This is a genomic window from Streptomyces muensis (assembly GCF_021474425.1).
In the GTDB taxonomy this organism is placed as follows: domain Bacteria; phylum Actinomycetota; class Actinomycetes; order Streptomycetales; family Streptomycetaceae; genus Streptomyces; species Streptomyces muensis.
Genome location: NZ_JAKEIP010000020.1, coordinates 1 through 20,181 on the forward strand (window position 1 = coordinate 1; position 20,181 = coordinate 20,181).

Below are 20,181 nucleotides of genomic sequence, written 5' to 3' on the forward strand. Positions count from 1 at the left end.
CTCGGACGGTGATGCGGAAGCCGTGCCGGCGGACTGTCCCTCGGGTGAGGTGCCGTCCTCGGTGGAGGCGTCGGGAACGGGGGCCCGTACGTCGTCGGAGGCCGCTCGGTCCCGCGAGGGGCTGTCGTAGAGGAACAGACCGCTCAGGAAGGCGCTCGTCAGCAGGACGGCCAGCGTGGCGACCGCGCCCGTGATGAGAAGGGTGCGGCGCCTGCGCTGCCGGGGGTCTTCGTGGGGGTCGCCCGAGTCGGGGACGGGCGCCGGCGCTGCTGTGTCCGAGGGGGTGGGGTCTGCGTCCGGATCCGCCAAGTCCCCTGATTCTCGCGGGACTTCATCCTCCGCCGACGTGACCGCCCCGGTCTCGGCACCCAGCTCCACGAACGGCCGTATCCGTACCGGATCGAAGTCCTCCGCGGCAGCCGCCTCCGCCGTGCGGGCATCGCGACGGGCCTCGGACGCACGGCGGGCGCAGGAGCAGGCGGGAGTTCCGTCCGAAGCCCGGGGCGCAGCGCACTCCGGGCAGACGGGGCCGTTCGGTTGACTCACGTGGGGTCCTTCTCCGTGCGGGATCCAGAGTTCAGGCATATGTTCCCCACATAATCTCCATGCGTCCGGCTGTCGGTGGAAGCGGGGCCTCCGGACCGTCCAGAACAAGCCGTCTCACGCCGACCGGCGCGGTGGTGTCCCCGGCGTCCCCGTGGCGGTGGGCCGCTCGACGTGGGCGGTGAACCAGTCGCGGGCCAGTTCGGCGACCGTGGTGAGCGTGCCGGGCTCCTCGAAGAGGTGGGTGGCGCCGGGGACGACGGCGATGCGGTGCTCGCAGTGCATCCGGTCCGCGGCGAGGCGGTTGAGGCTGAGCACCTGGGTGTCACGGCTGCCGACGATGAGCAGGGTCGGTGCCCGAAGCCGGGTCAGCGCGGCCGGCGTCGCCAGGTCCGGGCGGCCGCCGCGGGAGACGACCGAGCGGATCTCGGAGTCGGACAGCGCGGCCGCCTCCAGCGCCGCGGCGGCTCCGGTGCTGGCGCCGAAATAGGCGACGGGCAGGCCGGTCTCACCACGCAGCCACAGCGACGCGGCGTGCAGTCGGCGGGCGAGCAGGAAGATGTCGAAGACGTTGTGCCGGTCGTGCGCCTCGTCGTCGGTGAGCAGGTCGAGCAGCAGGGTGGCCAGGCCGGCCCGGTTGAGTTCGGTGGCGACGTACCGGTTGCGCGGACTGTGCCGGCCGCTGCCGCTGCCGTGCGCGAACGCCACCGCGGCCGGCGCCCCGTCCGGCACGACCAGACGCGCGCCCAGCCGGGCTCCGGCGGCCGGGATCAGCACCTCACGGTTCGGGGGCTCGGCCGGCGTGGGGGAGCGGGACTCGGACCGGGCGGCCGCCGCGAGCAGGGCCGTCACCTCCTCGTCCGAGACCTGGGCGAAGTGCCGGTACCAGGCCCCCACCGAGCCGAGCACCTCCGGCGCCCGCGGGCACACCACCTCGTCGGCCACCCGCGCCAGCCGGGCCACGCTGTGGGCCGGTCCGACGGGCACGGCCAGCACGATCCGGGCCGCGCCCTGATCCCGTACGACCCGGCAGGCCGCCTCCGCCGTGGCGCCGGTGGCGAGCCCGTCGTCCACGACGACCGCCGTGCGGCCGGCAACCGGCGACGCCGGCCGCCCCTGCCGGTAGCTCCGCACCCGCCGCTCCAGCTCGGCGCGCTCGGCCGCCTCGACGGACTCCTGCTCCGCCGTGCCCAGCCCGGCGTCCGCGATCACGTCCCGGTTGAGGACGCGGACCCCGCCCTCGCCGATCGCCCCGAACCCCCACTCCGGCTGCTGCGGCACGCCCAGCTTGCGCACCACCAGCACATCCAGCGGGGCGCCGAGCCGCCGGGCCACCTCGGCCGCCACCGGCACCCCGCCCCGCGGCAGCCCCAGCACCACCACATCCTGGCCGCGCAGCTCCGCCAGCCCCTCCGCCAGCATCTGACCGGCGGCCCTGCGGTCGTCGTAACGCATACGCGCCTCCCGCGCCCACGAGGACGGGAGCCTGTCCCTTTCCCTTCAGGCTACGACTGTTCGCCCCGGCCCCGGCACTTGGCGATATCCGGTCGGTACCCCACCCGTGGTTGCCGTGTTCAATCACTCGTGACGCGTCACGCGGCACGGCACCAACGGACGGCCCCACACGTCAGGAGGCAACGTGATCGCCGCTCCCGAGCCCGGTCTGACCGAAACCGACATCGTCGAACGCGCCGTGCACCTGCGGCCCGCGCTGCTCGAACGCCAGCCGGAGACCGAACGGCTGACGCACTACCCCAAGGACACCCACGACGACTTCCTGCGGGCCGGCTTCTACCGGATGCTGCAGCCGCGCCGGTACGGCGGCTACGAGTTCGGCCTGCCCACCTTCTACCGGGTCGTCACCGAGATCGCCCGGGGCTGCCCCTCCACCGGCTGGGCCCTGTCCCTCACCGCCGCCCATGTCCTCCAGGTCGCCACCCTCTTCGGCGAGAAGGCACAGGACGAGATCTTCGGCGCCGACGGCGACTTCCGCGCCGCGTCCACGGTCGCGCCCATCGGCATCGCACAGCCCGACGGCGACGGCCATGTCGTCCTCGACGGCACCTGGCCCTACTCCTCGGGCGCCCCCTACTCCACCCACTACGTCGGCCAGACCCTGCGCGCCCCCGACCACCCGGGCGCCCCGCCCGGACCGCCCTTGCTCTTCGTCGCCCCGCGTTCGGTGTGGACGGTGCTCGACGACTGGCACGGTGTCCTCGGCCTGCGCGGCAGCGGCTCCAACAGCATCCACATGGAACAGGCCCGCATCCCCACTCACCTCACCTGCGAGGCGAGCCTGCTCGACCTGCCCGTCGAGGGCGGCAGCGTCGGCTCCGCGCTGCACGGCAACCCCATGTACGCCGGGCGGGCGCCGAGCTTCTTCCACGGCGAACTGGCCGCCATCATGATCGGCACCGCGTACGCCGCCGCCGACGAGTACGCCCGGGTCGTCGCCGACCGCCCGCTCGTCCTCGAACCCGACCGCACCCGCGGCGAACTCCACGACTACCAGCGGCACCTGGGCGAGGCCCTCGGCGTGATCCACACGGCAGAGGCGGCACTGCGCGGCACCGCCGAGGAGTGGATGGAGACCTGCCGGCGCAACGCCACCGGCATCGCCCCCTTCACTATCGCCGAGGACAACCGTCTCGCGCTGATGTTCCTGAACGCAGGCTGCATGACCTGGGACGTCCTCCAGGGCACCCTCTTTCGCACCGCGGGCTCCCGGCACGCCCGCGACGGCGAGCGGATGCAGCGCTACTTCCGGGACGCGGCCATGTACCTGACCCATGTCGGGCCCAGCATGGCCGAGCCCCTGGCCCGCCGGATGGGCTGCGACCGCATGGGGTTGCCGTCCGAGCACATTCCGTTGATCCCCTGAGCCGCGCGGAGCCCTGGCCGAAGTCTCCGAGATCCCCTGGACAGTCGCAGGAATGCCCCGCTCCGGATCGGGTACGTGAGCAGGACCGCACGAACGCCGCTACCAGGGGATCTGTCATGGAGACACCAGCGAACGACAACACCGTCACACCGGCCCGGCGTGCGCTGGACGCGCTGGCCGGGAACACCGAGGACACGGCGGCGATGGACACGCTCGCGAGCAGCGACGTCCTCGTGCCCGTGCCCGACGACGTCGACGAACAGGACGCCACCGACCCCGGCGCCGTGGCGCTGCCGGTCATCGAACGTCCGGGCGGGGAGCCGGTCGTCCCCGTGTTCACCTCCGAGCCCGCGATGGCCGAACTGCTGCCCTTCGTCTCCCGCTACCGCCTGGTCCCGCTGGGCGCCCTCGCCTCGCAGTGGCCGGCCGACGACCTGGCGCTGACGATAGACGCCGGGTCCTCCCACCCGCTGACCCTGACCTCGGAGGGCGTACGGACCTTGCTGGCCCGGCCGTAGCGCGCCGGTCCCCGGGCACGCCAACTCACCGTCAGAGGTGCTGCTTGTAGAACGGGACCAGGTGGTCCAGTGCGATCTTCACCGGCTCGGGCTGGTCATAGAGGTCGTAGTGCGACCAGCCCTCGGCAACGACGAGCTCCTTGTCCTTCGAGGCCGCGCGGCCGTAGAGCTCCAGGCCGGAGCGGTAGGCCCCGAACGCGCCGGGCTTGTCGCCGACCACGATGCACAACGGCTGGGTGAGCAGCACCTCTGCCCTGTCGAACGCGTCCCAGCCGACCGCGGTCGCCGAGCGCGAGAAGATCGAGAGGTTGACGCCGTTCGGCTTGCGACCACGGTCGGTGCGGTAGTACTCGGTGGCTTCGACCACGTCGATGTCCGTCAGGCCCATCGCCCTCGCCTGGTCCGGTGACGACGGCAGCGCGTCGTCCACCCGCAGTGCGGCGCCACGGGCTTCGGCAGTGCGCTGAGCGGCCATGGCCTCCAGCGCGCTGATCGGATCGTGATTCGAGCCCGCCTCGCGAATGGCTCGACCGTAGTTCGCGCCGGTCACCGTTCCGATTGCCTTGATCCGGCGTTCGGTCATGGTGGCGTTGACCGCGTATCCGCCGCCGCCACAGATCCCGAGGGCTCCGATCCTGTTCTCGTCGACATACGGCAGCGTGACCAGGTAGTCGATCACGTAGCTGAAGTCCTGCACCCGCAGGGTCGGGTCCTCCAGGGCCCGGGGCTCGCCACCGCTGGCGCCCTGGAAGCTCGCGTCGAAGGCGATCACCACGAAGCCCTCCGCAGCCAGCGCCGTGCCGTAGACATTGCCCGACGTCTGCTCTTTGCAGCTGCCGACCGGGTGGGCGCTGATAATCGTCGCGTACTTCTGCGTGGCATCGAATCCGGGCGGGAAATAGATATCGGCCGCGATGTCCCAGGCCAGCGCCTTGATGCTGACCTGCTCGGTGTTAGCGATCGTCATGGTGTCGCCACTTTCCGGCCATTCTCCTGGCCATGAGATTCTTCGAGTTCGGTTTTGCTGATGTCCGGCAGTCGTGTACGGGGTGCCGGCGTGGGATACGTGATGTTCAGGCTTCCGGGATCTCGAGGCCCCACGTGGACGGGTCCACGTCGTCGGGGCTGGGCCCGAGTCGGACATCGGTGTTGAGCGCGTCGATGCCGGCGATCTCGTCGTCGTTGAGCGTGAAGTCGAAGACGTCGAAGTTCTGCGTGATCCGGCCAGGGTTGACGGACTTCGGGATGGCGGACCGGCCCTGCTGGATGTGCCAGCGCAGCATCACCTGGGCCGGCGACTTGCCGTGCGCGGCGGCGATGCCCTTGATCGTCTCGTCCTGCATGACGCTGCGGCGCTCGTCGCCGTAGCCGGGATAGAAGGTGATGCCGCCGATCGGCGACCATGCCTGGGTGACGATGCCGTGTTGGGCGTTCGCGGCCCGCACGTCAGGCTGAGTGAAGTACGGGTGCAGCTCGACCTGGTTCACGGCCGGGACGATCGTGGTCTGCTTCCGGAGATCTGCCAGGTGGTGGGGCATGAAGTTGCTGACGCCGATGGCCCGCACCCGCCCGTCGGCCAGGAGCTGTTCGAGGGCCTTGTAGGCGCCGATGGTCCGCTCGAAGTGCTGCGGCATCGGCTGGTGCAGGATCAGCAGGTCGATGACGTCGAGGCCGAGCTTCCCGGCGCTCTTGTCGAACGCGTGCAGGGTCTCGTCGTAGCCGTAGTCGGAGACCCAGACCTTGGTCTCGACGAAGACCTCGGAGCGATCGACACCGGAACGACGGATGCCCTCACCGACCTGGCGCTCATTGAGGTAACCGGCGGCGGTGTCGATGTGACGGTAGCCGGTGCGGAGCGCGGCCTCGACGGCGGCGGAGGTCTCTTCAGGCGGACTCTGGAAGACGCCGAGACCGATGGGCGGCATGGTGACGCCATTGTTGAGAGTGATGGTTTCGTGCGGGGCATTCATGCTGGTACTCCGTAGGCGCTGAGGAAGATTCCGGTGGGCCTGCCGTGTCCGGACGGTTGTGTCGCGGGCAGGGGCGTGGGCGGTCGCATCACGTGTGGAAGCGCGTCGCACCGAGCCACTTGACGCCTTCCGGGTCGCGGTGGTCGAAGACGTGGCTGCGGCCGGTGTCGAGGGCGGTGATGCGCGCGATCTCGTCGTCGGTGAGGGCGAAGTCGAACACCTCGAGGTTCTGCGCCATGCGTGCGGGCTTCACCGACTTGGGGATGACGACGATGTCCTGCTGGATCAGCCAGCGCAGCGCGATCTGGGCGACGGACTTGCCGTGCGCGTGGGCGATGTCGACGAGCACGGGGTTGTCGAAGAACTGGCCGCCTTGTGCGAGGGGGCCCCAGGCTTCGTGCTGGATGCCGTGTTCACGCATGAGCTTGTGGTCGTCGGCGCGCTGGAAGAAGACGTGGGTCTCGATCTGGTTGACCGCAGGCACGGTGTCGTTGTGGGTGAGGAGGTCGGCTAGCCGGTCGGGGTGGAAGTTGCTGACGCCGATGGCTCGCGTGCGGCCGTCGCGGTGCAGCTTCTCCATGGCCCGCCACGATCCGTAGTAGTCGCCGAAGGGCTGGTGGATGAGGTAGAGGTCGAGGTGGTCGAGGCCGAGCCGGTCGAGCGAGCGGTCGAAGGCCCGAAGGGCGCTCTCCTCGCCCTGGTCCTGGATCCACAGCTTGGTGGTGATGAAGAGCTCGTCGCGCGGGATGCCGCTGGCGGCGATGGCCCGGCCCACGGCTCGTTCGTTCTCGTAGGCCGCGGCGGTGTCGATGGAGCGGTAGCCGGCCTCCAGCGCGGCCTCCACCGCCTGCTGCGTCCGGTCGTCGGGGATCTGGAAGACGCCGAATCCGATGACCGGCATGTCGACGCCGTTGTTGAGGGTGACCGTGGGGGTTCGCGAGGACATCGTCCAGGCTTCCTTTCCGTGGAATGTCGAGTAGAGGACGGGGGTGAGTGGGGTGACGATGGTGTCGACGCGGTCCAGAACTGCCGCATCGAGGGGCACGTCGGCTGCCGCCAGCTGCGACTGAAGGTGCTGAAGCGTGCGCGGGCCGAAAGTTGATGCCGGAGTCCAGGGCGTGGTGGATGACGCGGGTGGCCTCGTCGTGGTCCGGGTCGCCCTCCTTTCGGGCCTCGGTCAGACCGAGGGCTCGTGGTACTCGGGGGTCCCGGCGCAGCGGGACGTTCCCCATGCAACCCGCGCCGGCAGGGCGGTGGGAGTCCGTGCTGTGAGGGGTACCGGCAGGGACCCCCACCCCGAACGAGACCGGCCTAGCCTGGCCGTATGGACAACCGGGAAGAAGTCAGAGCCTTCCTTCGCTCCCGGCGGGACAAGGTCACCCCCGAGCAGGCGGGCCTGCCCGTCTACGGTCAGCGGCGGGTGCCCGGACTGCGCCGGGGTGAAGTCGCGATGCTCGCCGGAGTGAGCGTGGAGTACTACACACGCCTGGAGCGCGGCGGCCTCAAAGGGGTGTCGGACAGCGTGCTGGAGGCCCTCGCTCACGCCCTGCGTCTCGACGACACCGAACGCATGCACCTGTACGACCTCGCCCGAGCCGCCGGTCCCGCACGCGCGGCGAGCTCCCGGCAGCGCCAAGCCGCGCCGACGGTGCGGCCGAGCGTGGCGCGGATCATCGAGGGCATGCCGGAGCTGCCGGCGTTCCTGCAGAACAACCGACTCGACGTCCTGGCCGCCAATCCGCTGGGGCGAGCCCTGTACTCACAGATGTACGCCGACCCGACCTGCGGAGCCAACACCGCCCGCTTCGCCTTCCTCAACCCCGCGGCCAGGCAGTTCTACCGCGACTGGGAACGCGTCACCCACGCCACCGTGGGCGCACTGCGCGTCGAAGCGGGCAAGAACCCCTACGACCGGGAGCTGTCCAACCTGATCGGCGAGTTGTCCACCCGCAGCGACGCCTTCCGCATGATGTGGGGATCCCACGACGTACACGTCTTCCGCGAGGGCACAAAGCGCCTCCACCATCCGGTCGTGGGCGACCTGGAACTCCATCACGAGACCATGCGCCTGCCGGACGACACCGGACTGACCTTGGCCGTTTACAGCGCACCAGCCGGAACCGCTGCCGCGGACGGGCTCAAACTGCTCGCCGGCTGGTCCGCCACCGTCGCAGGCCAGGAACACGACGCCGACACCGAATCCACGAGCTGACTTTCGCGACAGGAGCGGAGCCGGACATCGGCGAGGGCGCGCCCCGGTGTCGTCCAGCCATCCGGCTGCCCGGTGTCAGCCGTTCAGCATCCGGGCCAGCACGTCGCGCTGGAGCGGCAGGACCTCCGTGTGCAGGGCACGGCCCTTGGGGGTGAGGGCGACGTAGACACCGCGCCGGTCCTCCGCGCAGACGGAGCGCTCCACCAGGCCGTCCTTCTCCAGCCGCCCGATGAGCCGGGACAGTGCGCTCTGGCTGAGATGGACCCGTCCGACCAGGTTCTGCACCCGGCACTGCGCGCCCTCCTCGGGCGTCGACGAGGCGAGGATGTCGAGCACCTCGAAGTCGCTCGCGCCGAGCCCGTGCGGGTGCAGAACGCGGTCGATCTCCGTCATCGTGCGCGCGTGTACGGAGAGGATCTCCCGCCAGCGGTCCTCGAGTCCGGCATCGGCCGTCTTCACTGCCATACCGGCACGGTAGCACCGATTCGGCCATTTATTGACTGTGCAACTACTGCGTGCGCAACGAGTTCTGCGCAGGCTCTCAGGCGGTCGGGTCCTGGAGCAGCCCCACGAGGTTGCCGTCCCCGTCCCGCACGGAGGCGATGAGCCTGCCGCCACCGACGTCGTGGACGTCCTGGAGCGTCTCGGCGCCCGCTTCCAGCAGGGCCGCGAGGGTGGTCCGGATGTCGTCGACGTGCCAGTAGGGGACCGGGCCGGTCATGCCCTTCGCGTGCCCGTTGGGGTCGAGGCCGACGTCCTGTCCGGCGTCCTTGAAGCCGACGTAGTACGGCTCGTCCGCATACGGCTCCGTGCCCAGCAGGGCCCTGAACAGGGCCTTCGTCCGGTCGAGGTCCTTGACGGGGTAGATGATCGTGTTGACTCCGGCGGTCATGGCGTACTCCTGACGTGACGTGTGTGCCGACGGTTCTCGTCGGTGGTTTCACGCTAGGACGGGGGAGCGGTGGCGGGCTTCTCGATTCCTGACCGGTCGCATGCGAAGGGCGCGCCCACGGCCGTATCGCCGCGTGGCGCGCCCTCGCGGCCGGCTAACGCCGTCAGGTCGACTCGCGCTTCACCAGCTCCGTCGGCAGGATCACCGCCGCCGGGTCCTCGCCGCCGATCTGCGCGAGCAGCAACCGCACCATCTCGGCGCTGATGCGGTCGTAGGGCTGGCGCACCGTCGTCAGGGCCGGGGTGGCCTCCGTCGCCGCGCTGGAGTCGTCGAAGCCGCCCACGGACACGTCCTCGGGCACCCGGCGGCCCGCCCGGTGCAGCGCGGTCAGGGCGCCCTGCGCCATCAGGTCGGAGGCCACGAACAAGGCGTCCATGTCCGGGGCCTGGGCGAGCAGCCGCTCGGTGCCGGCCTCGCCGCTGGCGCGGCTGTAGTCGCCGGAGACGATGAGCCGCTCGTCGATCTCGACGCCCGCCTCCGTGAGCACCTCCTTGTACCCGGCGAGGCGGTCGACACCGCCCGGGGTGTCCAGCGGACCGCTCACCACGCCGATCCGGCGGCGGCCCAGCGACAGCAGGTGGCGCACCATGTCACGGGCGCCGTCCCGGTCGTCCGCCGCCACGTAACTCACCTTGGAGCCGAGCCCCATGGGCTTGCCGCACTGGACGAGCGGCACCCCCGCCTCGCGCAGCTCGTCGGCCACCGGGTCCCCGGAGTGGCTGGACACCAGCAGCACCCCGTCGACATGACCCGCCGTGATGTACCGCGTTATGCGCCGCCGTTCGTCCCGGGTGCCCGCCAGCATCAGCAGCAGCGGGATGTCGTGCGCCGCGAGCGCCTTGGTGCAGCCGCTCAGCAGGACGTTGAAGTTGGGATCCTCGAAGAACCGCTCCTGCGGCTCGGTCAGCAGGAAGCCGATCGAGTCCGAACGTCCCGTGATCAGCGAGCGGGCATGCCGGTTGACGACGTAACCCGTCTTGCGGATCGCCGCGTTGACCGCCTCCTGGGCGGTCGGGCTGACGTAGTGCCCGCCGTTGAGCACCCGCGAGACCGTGCCCCGTGAGACTCCGGCCTCGCGCGCCACGTCGTGGATCGTCGGCGGCTTGCGTCGGCCCCCCGTGTTGCTCATGGTCATGACTTTACGGCCCCGGAGAGCAGATCCAGGCTCCAGAACCGCTGGATGACCAGGAAGAGCGCCACCAGCGGGATGACCGCGAGGAAAGCGCCGGTGATCACCAGCGTGTACAGCGCCGGCGTGTTGGCACCCTGTTCGAGGAGCGTGTACAGACCCAGCGTGATCGGGAACTTCTCGTCGTCGCTGAGCATGATGTACGGCAGCAGGAAGTTGTTCCAGATCGCCACGAACTGGAACAGGAACACCGTCACCATGCCGGGCACCATCATCGGCAGCGCGACCCGCGTGAAGATCCGCCACTCGCTCGCGCCGTCCATCCGCCCGGCCTCCACCACATCGGCGGGCACGGCCGCGGCCGCGTAGATCCGCGACAGATAGACGCCGTACGGCGACAGGAGCTGCGGTAGCAGCACGGCCAGGTACGAGTCGGTGAGGTCCGCCTTCGCCAGCAGCAGGTACTGCGGGATGGCGAGGATGACCGGCGGCATCAGCACACCCGTCAGCAGCACGTTGAAGAGCGTCTCGCGGCCGGGGAACCGGTAGATCGCCAGCGCGTAGCCGCTGAACGCCGAGACGACCGTCGACAGCAGCGCGCCGAGACCGGCGTACAGGGCGGAGTTGCCCATCCACTGCCAGTACACGCCGTCGCGGTAGGCGCTCAGGTCCGAGAAGTTGTCGGCGAAGCCCGTGCCCGGCAGGAAGGTGAACGTGGAGAACAGCTCGCTGCCGGACTTGGTCGCCGCGATCACCACCCAGGCCACCGGCAGCAGGCAGTAGGCCGCGCCGAGCAGCAGCGTGATCGTGGGGACCAGTGCGATCCGGCGGCGCAGCGGAGGGCGGCTCTGCGCGGCCCCGGACGTGGTGCCGGCGGCCGTGTCGGCCTTGCCGACGGCGAGGGAGCTCATCGTGCACCTCCGTGACCGAAGTCCCGCTTGTTCCGACGGTTCGCGGCCCGCAGGAAGCCGAAGGACAGCAGCAGCGTCGCCAGCGCGATGATCGTGGCCTGGGCGGCCGCCGCGTAGATGTCGCCCTTGCCGAAGGCGTCCTGGTACACCTTCATCAGCGGACTCCACGTCGTGGACACGGAGTTGGTGAGGGGCTTGAGGGTCGTCGGTTCGTTGAACACCTGGAGCGTGGCGATGATCGAGAAGAAGAAGGTCAGCACCAGCGAGGGCGCCACCATCGGGATCTTGATCCGCAGCGCGATCTGCAGCGGCGTGGCGCCGTCCAGCTTGGCCGCCTCGTACACCTCGGCCGGGATCGCCTGGAGCGAGGTGTAGATGACGATCATGTTGAAGCCCGTACCGCCCCAGACCGCGATGTTGGAGAGGGCGAGATACAGCGGCCCGCCGTCCAGCAGGTCCGGCTGCGGCAGACCGAACTTCTCCAGCACGTAGTAGAAGGGGCTGACGTCCGGCAGGTACAAAAAGCCCCACAGCAGCGCGGCCACCACGCCGGGGATGGCGTACGGCAGGAAGATCGCGAGCCGGGTGAAGGGCGCGAGCCGCACCTTGTCGGAGTCGAGCATCAGCGCGAAGAGGAGGGCGAGGCCCAGCATCACCGGCACCACGATGCAGCCGTAGCCGAGGACGCGCAGCGCGCCGCCGACCAGCTCGCTGTCGGTGAGGGCGTCCGTGTAGTTCTCCAGCCCGGCCCAGACCTCCTTGCGGGCGCCGGAACCGAGCCCGAGCCCGGAGACCTTCACCTTGTGGAAGCTGAGCCAGACCGCGTAACCGATGGGCAGTGCGAAGAAGAGCAGAAAGAGGAGCGTTGCGGGGAGGAGGAAGGCGTACGGGGCCCCCTTCACCCCGTACGCCTTCCGGCTTGTGCTGGTCACTCGGAGACCTCGAAGCCCTGCTTCTCGAGGTCGGCGACCGTGTCGTCCTGCATGGTCTGCAGGGCGGCGACGAAGTCCGACTTGTCCTTGGTGGCCTTGCCGAAGGCGTCCTTGAAGGTCGTGTAGGCGACGTTCACGTTCGGGCCCCACGCCGACGGTGCGGTGGTCTTCGCGATCTCGGCGGCCTTGGTGTAGAAGTCCGACTGGTTCGAGAAGTAGTCCGGCGGGGTGGCGAAGGCGCCGCTGGTCTGGGCGTTCGTGGCGGCCGGGTAGATGCCGCTCTCCTTGGCCAGCGCCTGGAGCGCGGCGCCGTCGGTGTTGAGCCAGGCGGCGAACTTGGCGGCGGCAGCCTTGTTCTTGGAGTCCGTCGTCACGGCGGTGGAGGAGCCGCCCCAGCTGCCGGTGACGTTCTCCGACTGCGACCACTGCGGCAGCGGGGCCATGGCCCACTTGCCCTTGGTGTCGGGCGCGGCCGTGGTCAGCGTGCCCGGCGCCCACACGGCGCTGACCCAGGCGATCTGCTTGCCCGTGTTGAGCGCCTTGTTCCAGGCCGGCGTGTACATCGGCTGGTCGTCGATGGCGCCCTCCTTGACGAGGTCGCCCCAGAACTTTGCGACCTTCTGTGAGGCGTCGTCGTCGATGCCGACCTTCCACTTGTCACCGGAGGTCGTCCACCACTTGGCACCGGCCTGCTGGGCCAGACCCGCGAAGAGGCCGGAGTCGTTGGCGGAGAACGTGGTCAGGTCCGTGTCGGGGGACTTCTTCTTCAGCGCGCGGGCCGTCTCGGCGAACTGCTCCCAGGTGCTCGGGACCGTCAGGCCGTACTTCTTGAAGAGGTCCTGGCGGTAGTAGAACATCATCGGCCCGATGTCCTGCGGCACCGCGTAGACCGAGTCCGTGCCCAGCGTGGTCTGCTGCCAGACGCCCTCGGCGAACTTGCCCTTGGCGTCGCCGACCTCGTCGGCTATGTCCGCGACCGCGTCATTGCTGACCAGTGTCGGCAGCGCCTGGTACTCGGCCTGGACCAGGTCCGGGGCCTTGCCGGCCTTGTGCGCGGTGAGGATCTTGGTGACCAGCGTGTCGCCGGACGCCTGCTTCTTCACCGTGACCGTGATCTGGTCCTTCTTGCCCGGGCCCTTGTTCCACAGGTCGACGACCTTGTCCATGCCCGGCGTCCAGGTCCAGTACGTCAGCGAGACCGGCCCCGACGAGTCCTCCCCGGCGTCTTCGGAGCCGCAGGCGGCGAGGGCGGTGGCGCCGAGGGCGGCGGCGACACAGGTGGCCGCGGTTCTGAAAACGAGTCGCCGACGCTTCGTGATGGGCATGGATCTCTCCCCTGACCTGGGGCCTCCGCCTGCTGCGAGGGCCCGCCATGCTTCTGTGAGCGTTCACAGTAGAGAAACATCCCGGCCACTTGTCAATGGTTGTTGCTGTGCGGTTATGTTGGGCTCAGCACCGCTGATTCGATGTGTGCACGTTCCCAAATGATCGAAACCAAACGGGAGAGATCCATGCCGGAGACCACGCCCAGGGGCCTCACCAGGCTCGCCTTCGGCGGGGACTACAACCCCGAGCAGTGGCCGGAAAGCGTCTGGCAGGAGGACGTCCGGCTGATGCGGGAGGCCGGCGTCACGATGGTGAGCGTCGGGATCTTCTCCTGGGCCCTGCTGGAGCCCTCACCCGGCGTATACGACTTCGGCTGGCTGGACCGGCTGCTCGACCTGCTGCACCAGAACGGCATCCGCGTCGACCTGGGCACGCCCACCGTCTGCCCGCCCGTCTGGTTCTACCGCGCCCACCCCGAGGCCCTGCCCGTGACGGCGGAGGGTGTGCGTCACGAGTTCGGCTCCCGTGCCGCCATCTGTCACAGCAACGCCGACTACCGCGCGGCCGCCGCGAGCATCACCACCAAGCTCGCCGAACGCTACGGCGACCATCCGGCACTCGCGATGTGGCATGTGCACAACGAGTACGGCGTCCCCGTCTCCGCCTGCTACTGCGACTCCTGCGCCGCCCACTTCCGCCGCTGGCTGGCGGCGACATACGGGACGGTCGACGCGGTCAACGAGGCCTGGGGCACGGCCTTCTGGGGCCAGCGCTACTCCGGCTTCGAGCAGATCAACCCGCCGCGTGCGACCCCGACGGCCGTCAACCCGTCCCAGGCGCTGGACTACAAGCGGTTCGCCGACGCCACGATGCGCGAGAACTTCGTGATGGAGCGGGACGTCCTGCACCGCCTCTCGCCAGGTATCCCGGTCACCACCAACTTCATGACGGCCCTCAGCCAGTGCGACTCCGTCGACTACTGGGCCTGGGGCCGCGAGGTCGACATCGTCACCAACGACCACTACCTGATCACCGACGGCCGCCGCACCCACGTCAACCTCGCGATGGCCGCTGACCTCACGAGGTCCGTCGCCGGGGGAGCGCCCTGGATCCTCCTGGAGCACTCCACCTCCGGCGTCAACTGGCAGCCCCGCAACCCCGCCAAGGCCCCCGGCCAGATGGCCCGCAACTCCCTCGGGCATGTGGCGCGCGGCTCCGAGGGCGCCATGTTCTTCCAGTGGCGGCAGTCCCGGCGCGGCGCCGAGAAGTTCCACTCGGCGATGCTCCCGCACGGCGGCACCGACACGCGCGTGTGGCGCGAGGTCGTCGAACTCGGCGCGTCCCTCGACTCGTTGAGCACTGTACGCGGCACCCGCACCCAGGCCGACGTGGCCATGCTGTGGGACTGGCACTCCTGGTGGGCGCAGAGCCTCGACTGGCGGCCCAGCGAGGACCACGACCCGCGCGAGCGCGCCGACGCCTTCTACGAGGTGCTCTACGACCGTCACCTCACCGTCGACTTCGCCCACCCGGAAGCCGACCTGTCGCCCTATCCCCTTGTCGTCGTACCCGCGCTGTACCTGATGACGGAGGCGGCCGGCCGCAATCTGCGCCAGTACGTCGAGAACGGCGGCACTCTCGTCGTGTCGTACTTCTCCGGCATCGTCGACGAGCACGACGCCGTGCACGAGGGCGCCTACCCCGGCCCGCTCCGGGACGTCCTCGGACTGACGATCGAGGAGTTCTCGCCGCTGCTCCAGGACCAGCTGGTGCGGGTCACCGGCCCGGACGGCTCCGAGCTCAGCGGCGACGTGTGGAGCGAGTTCGTCGTCCCGCGCGGCGCCGAGACCGTCTGGACCTACGCCGACGGCCTGACCGCCGGCCACCCGGCGATCACCCGGCACCGCCTCGGCGAGGGCACCGCCTGGTACGTCTCCACCCGCCTGGGCGCCGAGGGTCTCGACGCGCTGCTGGGCTGGGCGATCGAGGACGCGCAGGTCGCACCGCGTGTCGACCTGCCCCGCGATGTCGAGGTGGTGCGCCGCTCCGGCGAGTCGGGCAGCTACCTGTTCGCCCTCAACCACACCGCTTCCGATGCCAAGGTGCCGCTGGAGTCACCCGGCACCGAGCTGCTGACCGGTGAACGCGCCGCGGGCCGTATCGAGGTCCCCGCGGGAGCCGTCCGGGTCGTCCGACTCGACGGCTGAGCCGACTCCCCTCCGCCCGCGCGTGCCACGAGCCGCGGGCGGAGGGGCTCCTCACCGCGGTGGTTGCGCTACACGGCGGCGAGGGACACCCCCAACCCCACTTACGTCGAAGGGACGACGGACGACGATGTTCCATCCCAGACGCACCCTCCGAGCCCTGCTGCTGCCGCTCGCGGCCGGGCTCGCCCTGACCGCCCTGCCCGCGCAGACCGCCTCGGCGGCGAGCACGCTCACCAACGGCGGCTTCGAGTCGGACGGCACCGGCACCGCGACGCCGGCCGGCTGGTCCACGTACTCCGCGGCCGGGCAGAACTCCGCCTCCTTCACCGAGGCCGGCGGCCACGGCGGGAGCTACCGCCTGACCCACTGGGCGTCCTCCGCCTACAAGGTGGAGACGTACCAGTACCTGTCCGGGCTGACCAACGGCAACTACAAGCTCACCGCCTGGGTCCGCTCCGGCGGCGGCCAGAACTCGGCGTACATAGCGCTGAAGAACTGCGGAAGTGCGGAACAGCGCACCGACCTCCCGGTCTCGGCGAGCGGCTGGATCCGTATCGTCGTGCCGGTCAATGTCACCGGCAACCAGTGCACGATCAGCATCAACAGTGACGCGAACGCCGGCAACTGGATCAATGTCGACGACCTGACCTTCGCGTCCGGCACGGGCGGCACGTCGATCCACGGCGCCGACATCTCCTCCCTCGCCAAGAGCGAGGCCAAGGGCGGCGTCTACAGGACCGCGTCCGGCACGACCGGTGACGCCGTCACCATCCTGAAGAACGCCGGCATGAACTACGCGCGTCTGAAGGTCTGGGTCAACCCGGCCGACGGCTACAACAACAAGACGCGCGTCCTGGCCATGGCCAAGCGCATCAAGGCGTCCGGCATGAAGCTGCTGGTCGACTTCCACTACTCGGACATCTGGGCCGACCCGGGCGCCCAGAGCAAGCCGGCCGCCTGGGCGGGGCACTCGTACAGTCAACTCAGGACCGACGTGTACAACCACACGTACGACGTGTTGAACGCGTTGAAGGCTCAAGGCACCACCGCCGACATGGTCCAGGTGGGCAATGAGATCAATGGCGGCATGCTGTGGAACGAGGGCTCCACGAGCAACTGGTCGCAGCTCGCAGGACTTCTCAACTCGGGCTACGACGCCGTCAAGGCGGTCAACTCGTCCACCACGGTCGCCCTGCACCTCGCCAAGGGCGGTGACCTGTCCGGCACCCGCTGGTGGTTCGACAACGCGGTCGCGAACGGCGTGAAGTTCGACGCGATCGGCCTGTCCTTCTACGGCTACTGGCACGGCTCGCTCTACGACTTCCAGACCACCCTGGACGACGCGGCCGCCCGCTACGGCAAGCCGGTCTTCGTCGCCGAGACGGCCTACCCGTTCCGGCTGGACAGCGAGGACGCGCACGAGGAGATCATCAACACCACCGGCGAGCTGGTCTCCGGCTACCCGGCGAACACGGCCGGCCAGCGCCGCTGGATGAACGACGTGACCAGCATCGTGGAGGCCGTCCCGAACGGCCGCGGCCTCGGTGTCTTCTACTGGGAGGCGACCTGGACCGCCGTCTCCGGCAACGGCTGGGACCCGACCGACGCCGCCTCCGGCAACGGCTGGGAGAACCAGGCACTGTTCGGCTACGACGACAAGGCGCTCTCGTCGATGGCGTGGTTCAGCCACCGGTGAGTCCGCCGATTCCGCCGAGTCGGTCAAGCCGGTGACAAAGGGCCCGGTCGCGCGCTCGCGGCCGGGCCCCGGCGCGTTCCCTCCGAACCGCCTTGTGCGGTAGGCCCGTTCGGTACCGGACAAGGCTCGAAGAGTCGCGGACAGAGCGGCAGCGGCTGCGGGACAGTGGGAGGACGCGTGACGACGCGGCCCGATGAAGGGGGGACGAGATGCTGAGGACTCCCGCCGGCACAGCGCGCCTGGACATCCTGGAATGGCTGAAGGATCCGGTCGCGCACTTCCCGAAGCAGCGGCACGCCGACCCCGCCGAGGACGGCGTCACCGCGTCCGCCGTGGCCGCGAAACTCGGTGTGCCGCGCAAGGTCGCCGAGACCCACCTCGGCCTCCTGGTGAACATCGGCCTCCTGCGCACCAAGCGGATCCGGCGGCGCCTGTACTACCGCCGCGACGACATGCGGATCGCCGAGGTCGCCCGCATGTTTGAGAAGGGCTGGTAGGCAGGGGACGACGACGAAGGGCCGACGGCGAGAGGCAGGCACACCATGCAACGTCCGGGGACGCTCGTCCCGTACCACTACGTCGCGATCGGCGGCCTAGGCCCGGAGGACGTGGTCGCCGACGCGCGCGGCCGGGTGCTGACCGGCGTCGAGGACGGCCGGATCCTGCGCCTCGACGGCCTGGCGGACCCAGCCGAGACCCGGGTCGAAGTGCTCGCCGAGACCGGCGGACGACCCCTCGGTCTCGAACTCCTCCCGGACGACGCCCTGTTGGTGTGCGACGCCGAACGCGGACTGCTCCGCGTCGACCTCACCGACGGCACCGTACGCGTCCTCGCCGACTCGGTTGCGGGGGAGCCGCTGCGGTTCTGCAGCAATGCCGTGGCCCTGCCCGACGGCAGCGTCTGCTTCACCGTCAGCAGCCGCCGCCACCCCCTGGACCACTGGATCGGCGACCTCGTCGAACACACGGCGACGGGCCGCCTCCTGCACCTCGCCCCCGGCAGCGACACCCCCGAAGTCCTCCTGGACGGCCTCCAGTTCGCCAACGGCCTCGCCCCGAGCGCCGACGGCTCCTTCCTGGTCGTCGCCGAGACCAGCGAATGCCGCCTCACCCGCTACTGGCTCACCGGCCCCCGCACCGGACAGAGCGAGCCCTTCGCCGAGAACCTGCCGGGCATGCCGGACAACCTCTGGCGCGGCTCCCCGGACGGCCCGATCTGGGTGGCGCTGGCCGGCCCGCGCGTACCCCCGCTGAACCTCCTGCACCGCGCCGCACCCGCCGTACGCCGCGGCGCCGCACGCATCGCCGTGCGCGCCCCCTTCCGCCCCACGGGCACGATCGGCGTCCTCGCGGTCGACGACACCGGTCAGGTCGTGCACCACCTGGCCCGCCGGCACTCCCGCTTCCGCATGGTCACCAGCGTCTGCGAGACCGGCGGCCGGCTGGTCCTGGGCAGCATGTGGGAGCGGGGCGTCGCGGTGTGCGAGGCACCGGTACCCAAATGAGCCCGGCGTACGCTGTTGACCGGCCGCGATCACCACGCCAGGTGCGGTGAGGCGGCCCAGGCAGGAGACGTACGACCATGACAGCCCCGAACACCGAGAGCCTGCGCGCCCCCGTCCGTGCGCCGCGACAGCCCGCCTGGCGGACCCAGGCGCCCGTCGTCGCGGTCGTCGCGCTCGGCGGAGCGATCGGCGCCACGGCCAGGTACGCGGCCTCCCTGTGGTGGCCGTCCGGGCCCGGCGGCTTCCCCTGGGCGACGTTCTGGATCAATGTCGTGGGCTGCGCGGTGATCGGCGTGTTCATGGTGGTCATCACCGAGGTGTGGGCCGCCCACCGCCTCGTCCGCCCCTTCTTCGGCACCGGAGTGCTCGGCGGCTTCACGACCTTCTCCACGTACGCCGTCGACATCCAGAAGCAGCTCGACAGCGGGCATCCGCGGGTGGGCCTGGCCTACCTCGCCGCCACCCTCGTCGCGGCGCTCACGGCCGTCTGGCTCGCGGCGACGGCCACCCGCCGCGTTCTGAAAGTGAGGCAGCCATGACCAGGCTGACCGGCAGGGCCCTGCGCCTGACCGTCTTCGTCGGCGAGCACGACACCTGGCACCACAAACCCCTGTACGCGGAGATCGTGCACCGCGCCCACGCCGCCGGTCTCGCCGGAGCGAGCGTCTTCCGCGGCATCGAGGGGTTCGGCGCCTCCTCCCTGATCCACACCTCACGGCTGCTGTCCCTGAGCGAGGACCTGCCGGTCGCGATCGTGGTCGTCGACACCGAGGAACGCGTACGGGCCTTCCTGCCGCAGCTCGACGAACTCGTCACCGAAGGGCTCGTCACCCTCGACGACTGCGAGGTCATCCGGTACATCGGCCGCGGCGACACCCCGCCCGAACCGCCCGAAGCGGACAACACAGGTAAGAACACGGAAGGTAAGAAGGCGCCGTGAACTGGCTGCTGGTGATCGCAGGCGCCGTCGTCGGCGCACCCCTGCGCTATCTCACCGACCGGGCCGTGCAGTCCCGGCACGACTCGGTGTTCCCGTGGGGCACCTTCCTGGTCAACGTCAGCGGCTGTCTGATCCTCGGCCTGGTCACCGGCGCGGCGGCCCAGGGCGCCCTGAGCTCCCACCTTCAGCTGCTGCTCGGCACCGGCCTGTGCGGCGCCCTGACCACGTACTCGACCTTCTCGTACGAGACCCTCCGGCTGGCGGAGACCGGCGCCGGGCTCTACGCCGTCGCCAACATCGCGGGGAGCGTGACCGCGGGCCTCGGTGCGGCGTTCGTGGGGGTTTCGCTCGCCCAGGCGGTGTGGTCCTAGGCCGCCACGTGGCGTTGTCGGCGCGGGGATCACACCCGCACCTGGTAGGACAGTGCGCGCCACTGTCCCGCCGACCCCCCGGAACTGG

Annotated in this window: 20 protein-coding genes and 1 pseudogene; 10 read left to right on the forward strand and 11 right to left on the reverse strand. The window is 70.1% G+C overall.

What is annotated here, in order from left to right:
• A pseudogene (locus tag L0P92_RS08160) lies at positions 1-546 on the reverse strand (peptidoglycan-binding domain-containing protein); the annotation flags it as partial.
• Between the two features lie 114 nt (positions 547-660).
• On the reverse strand, positions 661-1,998 hold the full coding sequence (locus tag L0P92_RS08165) for a phosphoribosyltransferase (RefSeq protein WP_234761830.1): 1,338 nt from the start codon (positions 1,996-1,998) through the stop codon (positions 661-663).
• 184 nt (positions 1,999-2,182) lie between these two features.
• Between L0P92_RS08165 and L0P92_RS08170 the strand changes: the two genes are divergently transcribed.
• Positions 2,183-3,424 carry an acyl-CoA dehydrogenase family protein gene (locus tag L0P92_RS08170; protein WP_234761831.1) on the forward strand — a complete coding sequence of 414 codons (1,242 nt, stop codon included), beginning with the start codon at positions 2,183-2,185 and terminating at the stop codon, positions 3,422-3,424.
• A gap of 116 nt (positions 3,425-3,540) precedes the next feature.
• The gene (locus L0P92_RS08175; RefSeq protein ID WP_234761832.1) at positions 3,541-3,942 is read left to right on the forward strand and encodes an SseB family protein; all 402 of its coding nucleotides are present in this window, start codon (positions 3,541-3,543) and stop codon (positions 3,940-3,942) included.
• A gap of 31 nt (positions 3,943-3,973) precedes the next feature.
• On the opposite strand, the gene L0P92_RS08180 is transcribed toward L0P92_RS08175, so the two are convergent.
• From L0P92_RS08180 to L0P92_RS08190, 3 genes are all read right to left on the reverse strand, one after another.
• On the reverse strand, positions 3,974-4,909 hold the full coding sequence (locus tag L0P92_RS08180; protein ID WP_234761833.1) for an alpha/beta hydrolase: 936 nt from the start codon (positions 4,907-4,909) through the stop codon (positions 3,974-3,976).
• A gap of 106 nt (positions 4,910-5,015) precedes the next feature.
• Entirely contained in the window at positions 5,016-5,912 is an 897-nt protein-coding gene (locus tag L0P92_RS08185; RefSeq protein WP_234761834.1) for an aldo/keto reductase, read from the reverse strand.
• Between the two features lie 88 nt (positions 5,913-6,000).
• The gene (locus L0P92_RS08190) at positions 6,001-6,858 is read right to left on the reverse strand and encodes an aldo/keto reductase (RefSeq protein WP_234761835.1); all 858 of its coding nucleotides are present in this window, start codon (positions 6,856-6,858) and stop codon (positions 6,001-6,003) included.
• Positions 6,859-7,236: 378 nt separating this feature from the next.
• On the opposite strand from L0P92_RS08190, the gene L0P92_RS08195 reads away from it, so the two are divergent.
• The gene (locus tag L0P92_RS08195) at positions 7,237-8,124 is read left to right on the forward strand and encodes a helix-turn-helix transcriptional regulator (protein ID WP_234761836.1); all 888 of its coding nucleotides are present in this window, start codon (positions 7,237-7,239) and stop codon (positions 8,122-8,124) included.
• A 75-nt stretch (positions 8,125-8,199) separates the two neighbouring features.
• Here L0P92_RS08195 and L0P92_RS08200 read toward each other — a convergent pair whose 3' ends face one another.
• From L0P92_RS08200 to L0P92_RS08225, 6 genes are all read right to left on the reverse strand, one after another.
• Positions 8,200-8,589 (reverse strand): MarR family winged helix-turn-helix transcriptional regulator, encoded by a 390-nt coding sequence (locus tag L0P92_RS08200; RefSeq protein ID WP_234761837.1) that lies wholly within the window; start codon positions 8,587-8,589, stop codon positions 8,200-8,202.
• Positions 8,590-8,665: 76 nt separating this feature from the next.
• A complete protein-coding gene (locus tag L0P92_RS08205) occupies positions 8,666-9,016 on the reverse strand; it encodes a VOC family protein (RefSeq protein WP_234761838.1) in 351 nt (116 codons plus the stop codon).
• A gap of 163 nt (positions 9,017-9,179) precedes the next feature.
• Complete coding sequence (locus tag L0P92_RS08210; protein WP_234761839.1) at positions 9,180-10,211, reverse strand: LacI family DNA-binding transcriptional regulator; 1,032 nt, start codon at positions 10,209-10,211, stop codon at positions 9,180-9,182.
• Positions 10,208-11,116 (reverse strand): carbohydrate ABC transporter permease, encoded by a 909-nt coding sequence (locus L0P92_RS08215; protein ID WP_234761840.1) that lies wholly within the window; start codon positions 11,114-11,116, stop codon positions 10,208-10,210. Before L0P92_RS08215 ends, L0P92_RS08210 begins: the two co-directional genes overlap by 4 nt.
• Positions 11,113-12,048: a carbohydrate ABC transporter permease gene (locus L0P92_RS08220; RefSeq protein ID WP_234761841.1), complete on the reverse strand. Its 936-nt coding sequence runs from the start codon at positions 12,046-12,048 to the stop codon at positions 11,113-11,115. The genes L0P92_RS08215 and L0P92_RS08220 overlap by 4 nt, the downstream gene beginning before the upstream one ends.
• On the reverse strand, positions 12,045-13,373 hold the full coding sequence (locus tag L0P92_RS08225) for an ABC transporter substrate-binding protein (RefSeq protein WP_234761842.1): 1,329 nt from the start codon (positions 13,371-13,373) through the stop codon (positions 12,045-12,047). The genes L0P92_RS08220 and L0P92_RS08225 overlap by 4 nt, the downstream gene beginning before the upstream one ends.
• Before the next feature lie 186 nt (positions 13,374-13,559).
• On the opposite strand from L0P92_RS08225, the gene L0P92_RS08230 reads away from it, so the two are divergent.
• The 7 genes from L0P92_RS08230 (at position 13,560) to crcB (L0P92_RS08260) (ending at position 20,093) form a co-directional block, all read left to right on the forward strand.
• Positions 13,560-15,581 (forward strand): beta-galactosidase, encoded by a 2,022-nt coding sequence (locus tag L0P92_RS08230; protein WP_234761843.1) that lies wholly within the window; start codon positions 13,560-13,562, stop codon positions 15,579-15,581.
• 127 nt (positions 15,582-15,708) lie between these two features.
• Positions 15,709-17,277, forward strand: coding sequence for a glycoside hydrolase family 53 protein (locus L0P92_RS08235; protein WP_234761844.1), 1,569 nt, complete (start codon positions 15,709-15,711; stop codon positions 17,275-17,277).
• Positions 17,278-17,486: 209 nt separating this feature from the next.
• Entirely contained in the window at positions 17,487-17,774 is a 288-nt protein-coding gene (locus L0P92_RS08240) for a helix-turn-helix domain-containing protein (RefSeq protein ID WP_234761845.1), read from the forward strand.
• Between the two features lie 45 nt (positions 17,775-17,819).
• On the forward strand, positions 17,820-18,782 hold the full coding sequence (locus L0P92_RS08245; RefSeq protein WP_234761846.1) for an SMP-30/gluconolactonase/LRE family protein: 963 nt from the start codon (positions 17,820-17,822) through the stop codon (positions 18,780-18,782).
• 77 nt (positions 18,783-18,859) lie between these two features.
• A complete protein-coding gene (gene crcB, locus L0P92_RS08250) occupies positions 18,860-19,321 on the forward strand; it encodes a fluoride efflux transporter CrcB (protein WP_234761847.1) in 462 nt (153 codons plus the stop codon).
• Positions 19,318-19,722, forward strand: coding sequence for a DUF190 domain-containing protein (locus L0P92_RS08255; RefSeq protein WP_234761848.1), 405 nt, complete (start codon positions 19,318-19,320; stop codon positions 19,720-19,722). The genes crcB (L0P92_RS08250) and L0P92_RS08255 overlap by 4 nt, the downstream gene beginning before the upstream one ends.
• Positions 19,719-20,093: a fluoride efflux transporter CrcB gene (gene crcB / locus L0P92_RS08260; protein WP_234761849.1), complete on the forward strand. Its 375-nt coding sequence runs from the start codon at positions 19,719-19,721 to the stop codon at positions 20,091-20,093. The genes L0P92_RS08255 and crcB (L0P92_RS08260) overlap by 4 nt, the downstream gene beginning before the upstream one ends.
• The last annotated feature ends 88 nt before the right edge of the window (positions 20,094-20,181 follow it).

Excerpts from the sequence above, each read along its gene's own strand:
- L0P92_RS08185 (WP_234761834.1), bottom strand. The coding sequence starts at position 5,912 with ATGAATGCCCCGCACGAAACCATCACTCTCAACAATGGCGTCACCATG.
- L0P92_RS08195 (WP_234761836.1), top strand. The coding sequence starts at position 7,237 with ATGGACAACCGGGAAGAAGTCAGAGCCTTCCTTCGCTCCCGGCGGGAC.
- L0P92_RS08235 (WP_234761844.1), top strand. The coding sequence starts at position 15,709 with ATGTTCCATCCCAGACGCACCCTCCGAGCCCTGCTGCTGCCGCTCGCG.
- L0P92_RS08210 (WP_234761839.1), bottom strand. The coding sequence starts at position 10,211 with ATGACCATGAGCAACACGGGGGGCCGACGCAAGCCGCCGACGATCCAC.
- L0P92_RS08180 (WP_234761833.1), bottom strand. The coding sequence starts at position 4,909 with ATGACGATCGCTAACACCGAGCAGGTCAGCATCAAGGCGCTGGCCTGG.
- L0P92_RS08255 (WP_234761848.1), top strand. The coding sequence starts at position 19,318 with ATGACCAGGCTGACCGGCAGGGCCCTGCGCCTGACCGTCTTCGTCGGC.
- L0P92_RS08245 (WP_234761846.1), top strand. The coding sequence starts at position 17,820 with ATGCAACGTCCGGGGACGCTCGTCCCGTACCACTACGTCGCGATCGGC.
- L0P92_RS08215 (WP_234761840.1), bottom strand. The coding sequence starts at position 11,116 with ATGAGCTCCCTCGCCGTCGGCAAGGCCGACACGGCCGCCGGCACCACG.
- L0P92_RS08240 (WP_234761845.1), top strand. The coding sequence starts at position 17,487 with ATGCTGAGGACTCCCGCCGGCACAGCGCGCCTGGACATCCTGGAATGG.
- L0P92_RS08205 (WP_234761838.1), bottom strand. The coding sequence starts at position 9,016 with ATGACCGCCGGAGTCAACACGATCATCTACCCCGTCAAGGACCTCGAC.
- L0P92_RS08200 (WP_234761837.1), bottom strand. The coding sequence starts at position 8,589 with ATGGCAGTGAAGACGGCCGATGCCGGACTCGAGGACCGCTGGCGGGAG.
- L0P92_RS08225 (WP_234761842.1), bottom strand. The coding sequence starts at position 13,373 with ATGCCCATCACGAAGCGTCGGCGACTCGTTTTCAGAACCGCGGCCACC.
- L0P92_RS08165 (WP_234761830.1), bottom strand. The coding sequence starts at position 1,998 with ATGCGTTACGACGACCGCAGGGCCGCCGGTCAGATGCTGGCGGAGGGG.
- crcB (WP_234761847.1), top strand. The coding sequence starts at position 18,860 with ATGACAGCCCCGAACACCGAGAGCCTGCGCGCCCCCGTCCGTGCGCCG.
- L0P92_RS08175 (WP_234761832.1), top strand. The coding sequence starts at position 3,541 with ATGGAGACACCAGCGAACGACAACACCGTCACACCGGCCCGGCGTGCG.
- L0P92_RS08190 (WP_234761835.1), bottom strand. The coding sequence starts at position 6,858 with ATGTCCTCGCGAACCCCCACGGTCACCCTCAACAACGGCGTCGACATG.
- L0P92_RS08230 (WP_234761843.1), top strand. The coding sequence starts at position 13,560 with ATGCCGGAGACCACGCCCAGGGGCCTCACCAGGCTCGCCTTCGGCGGG.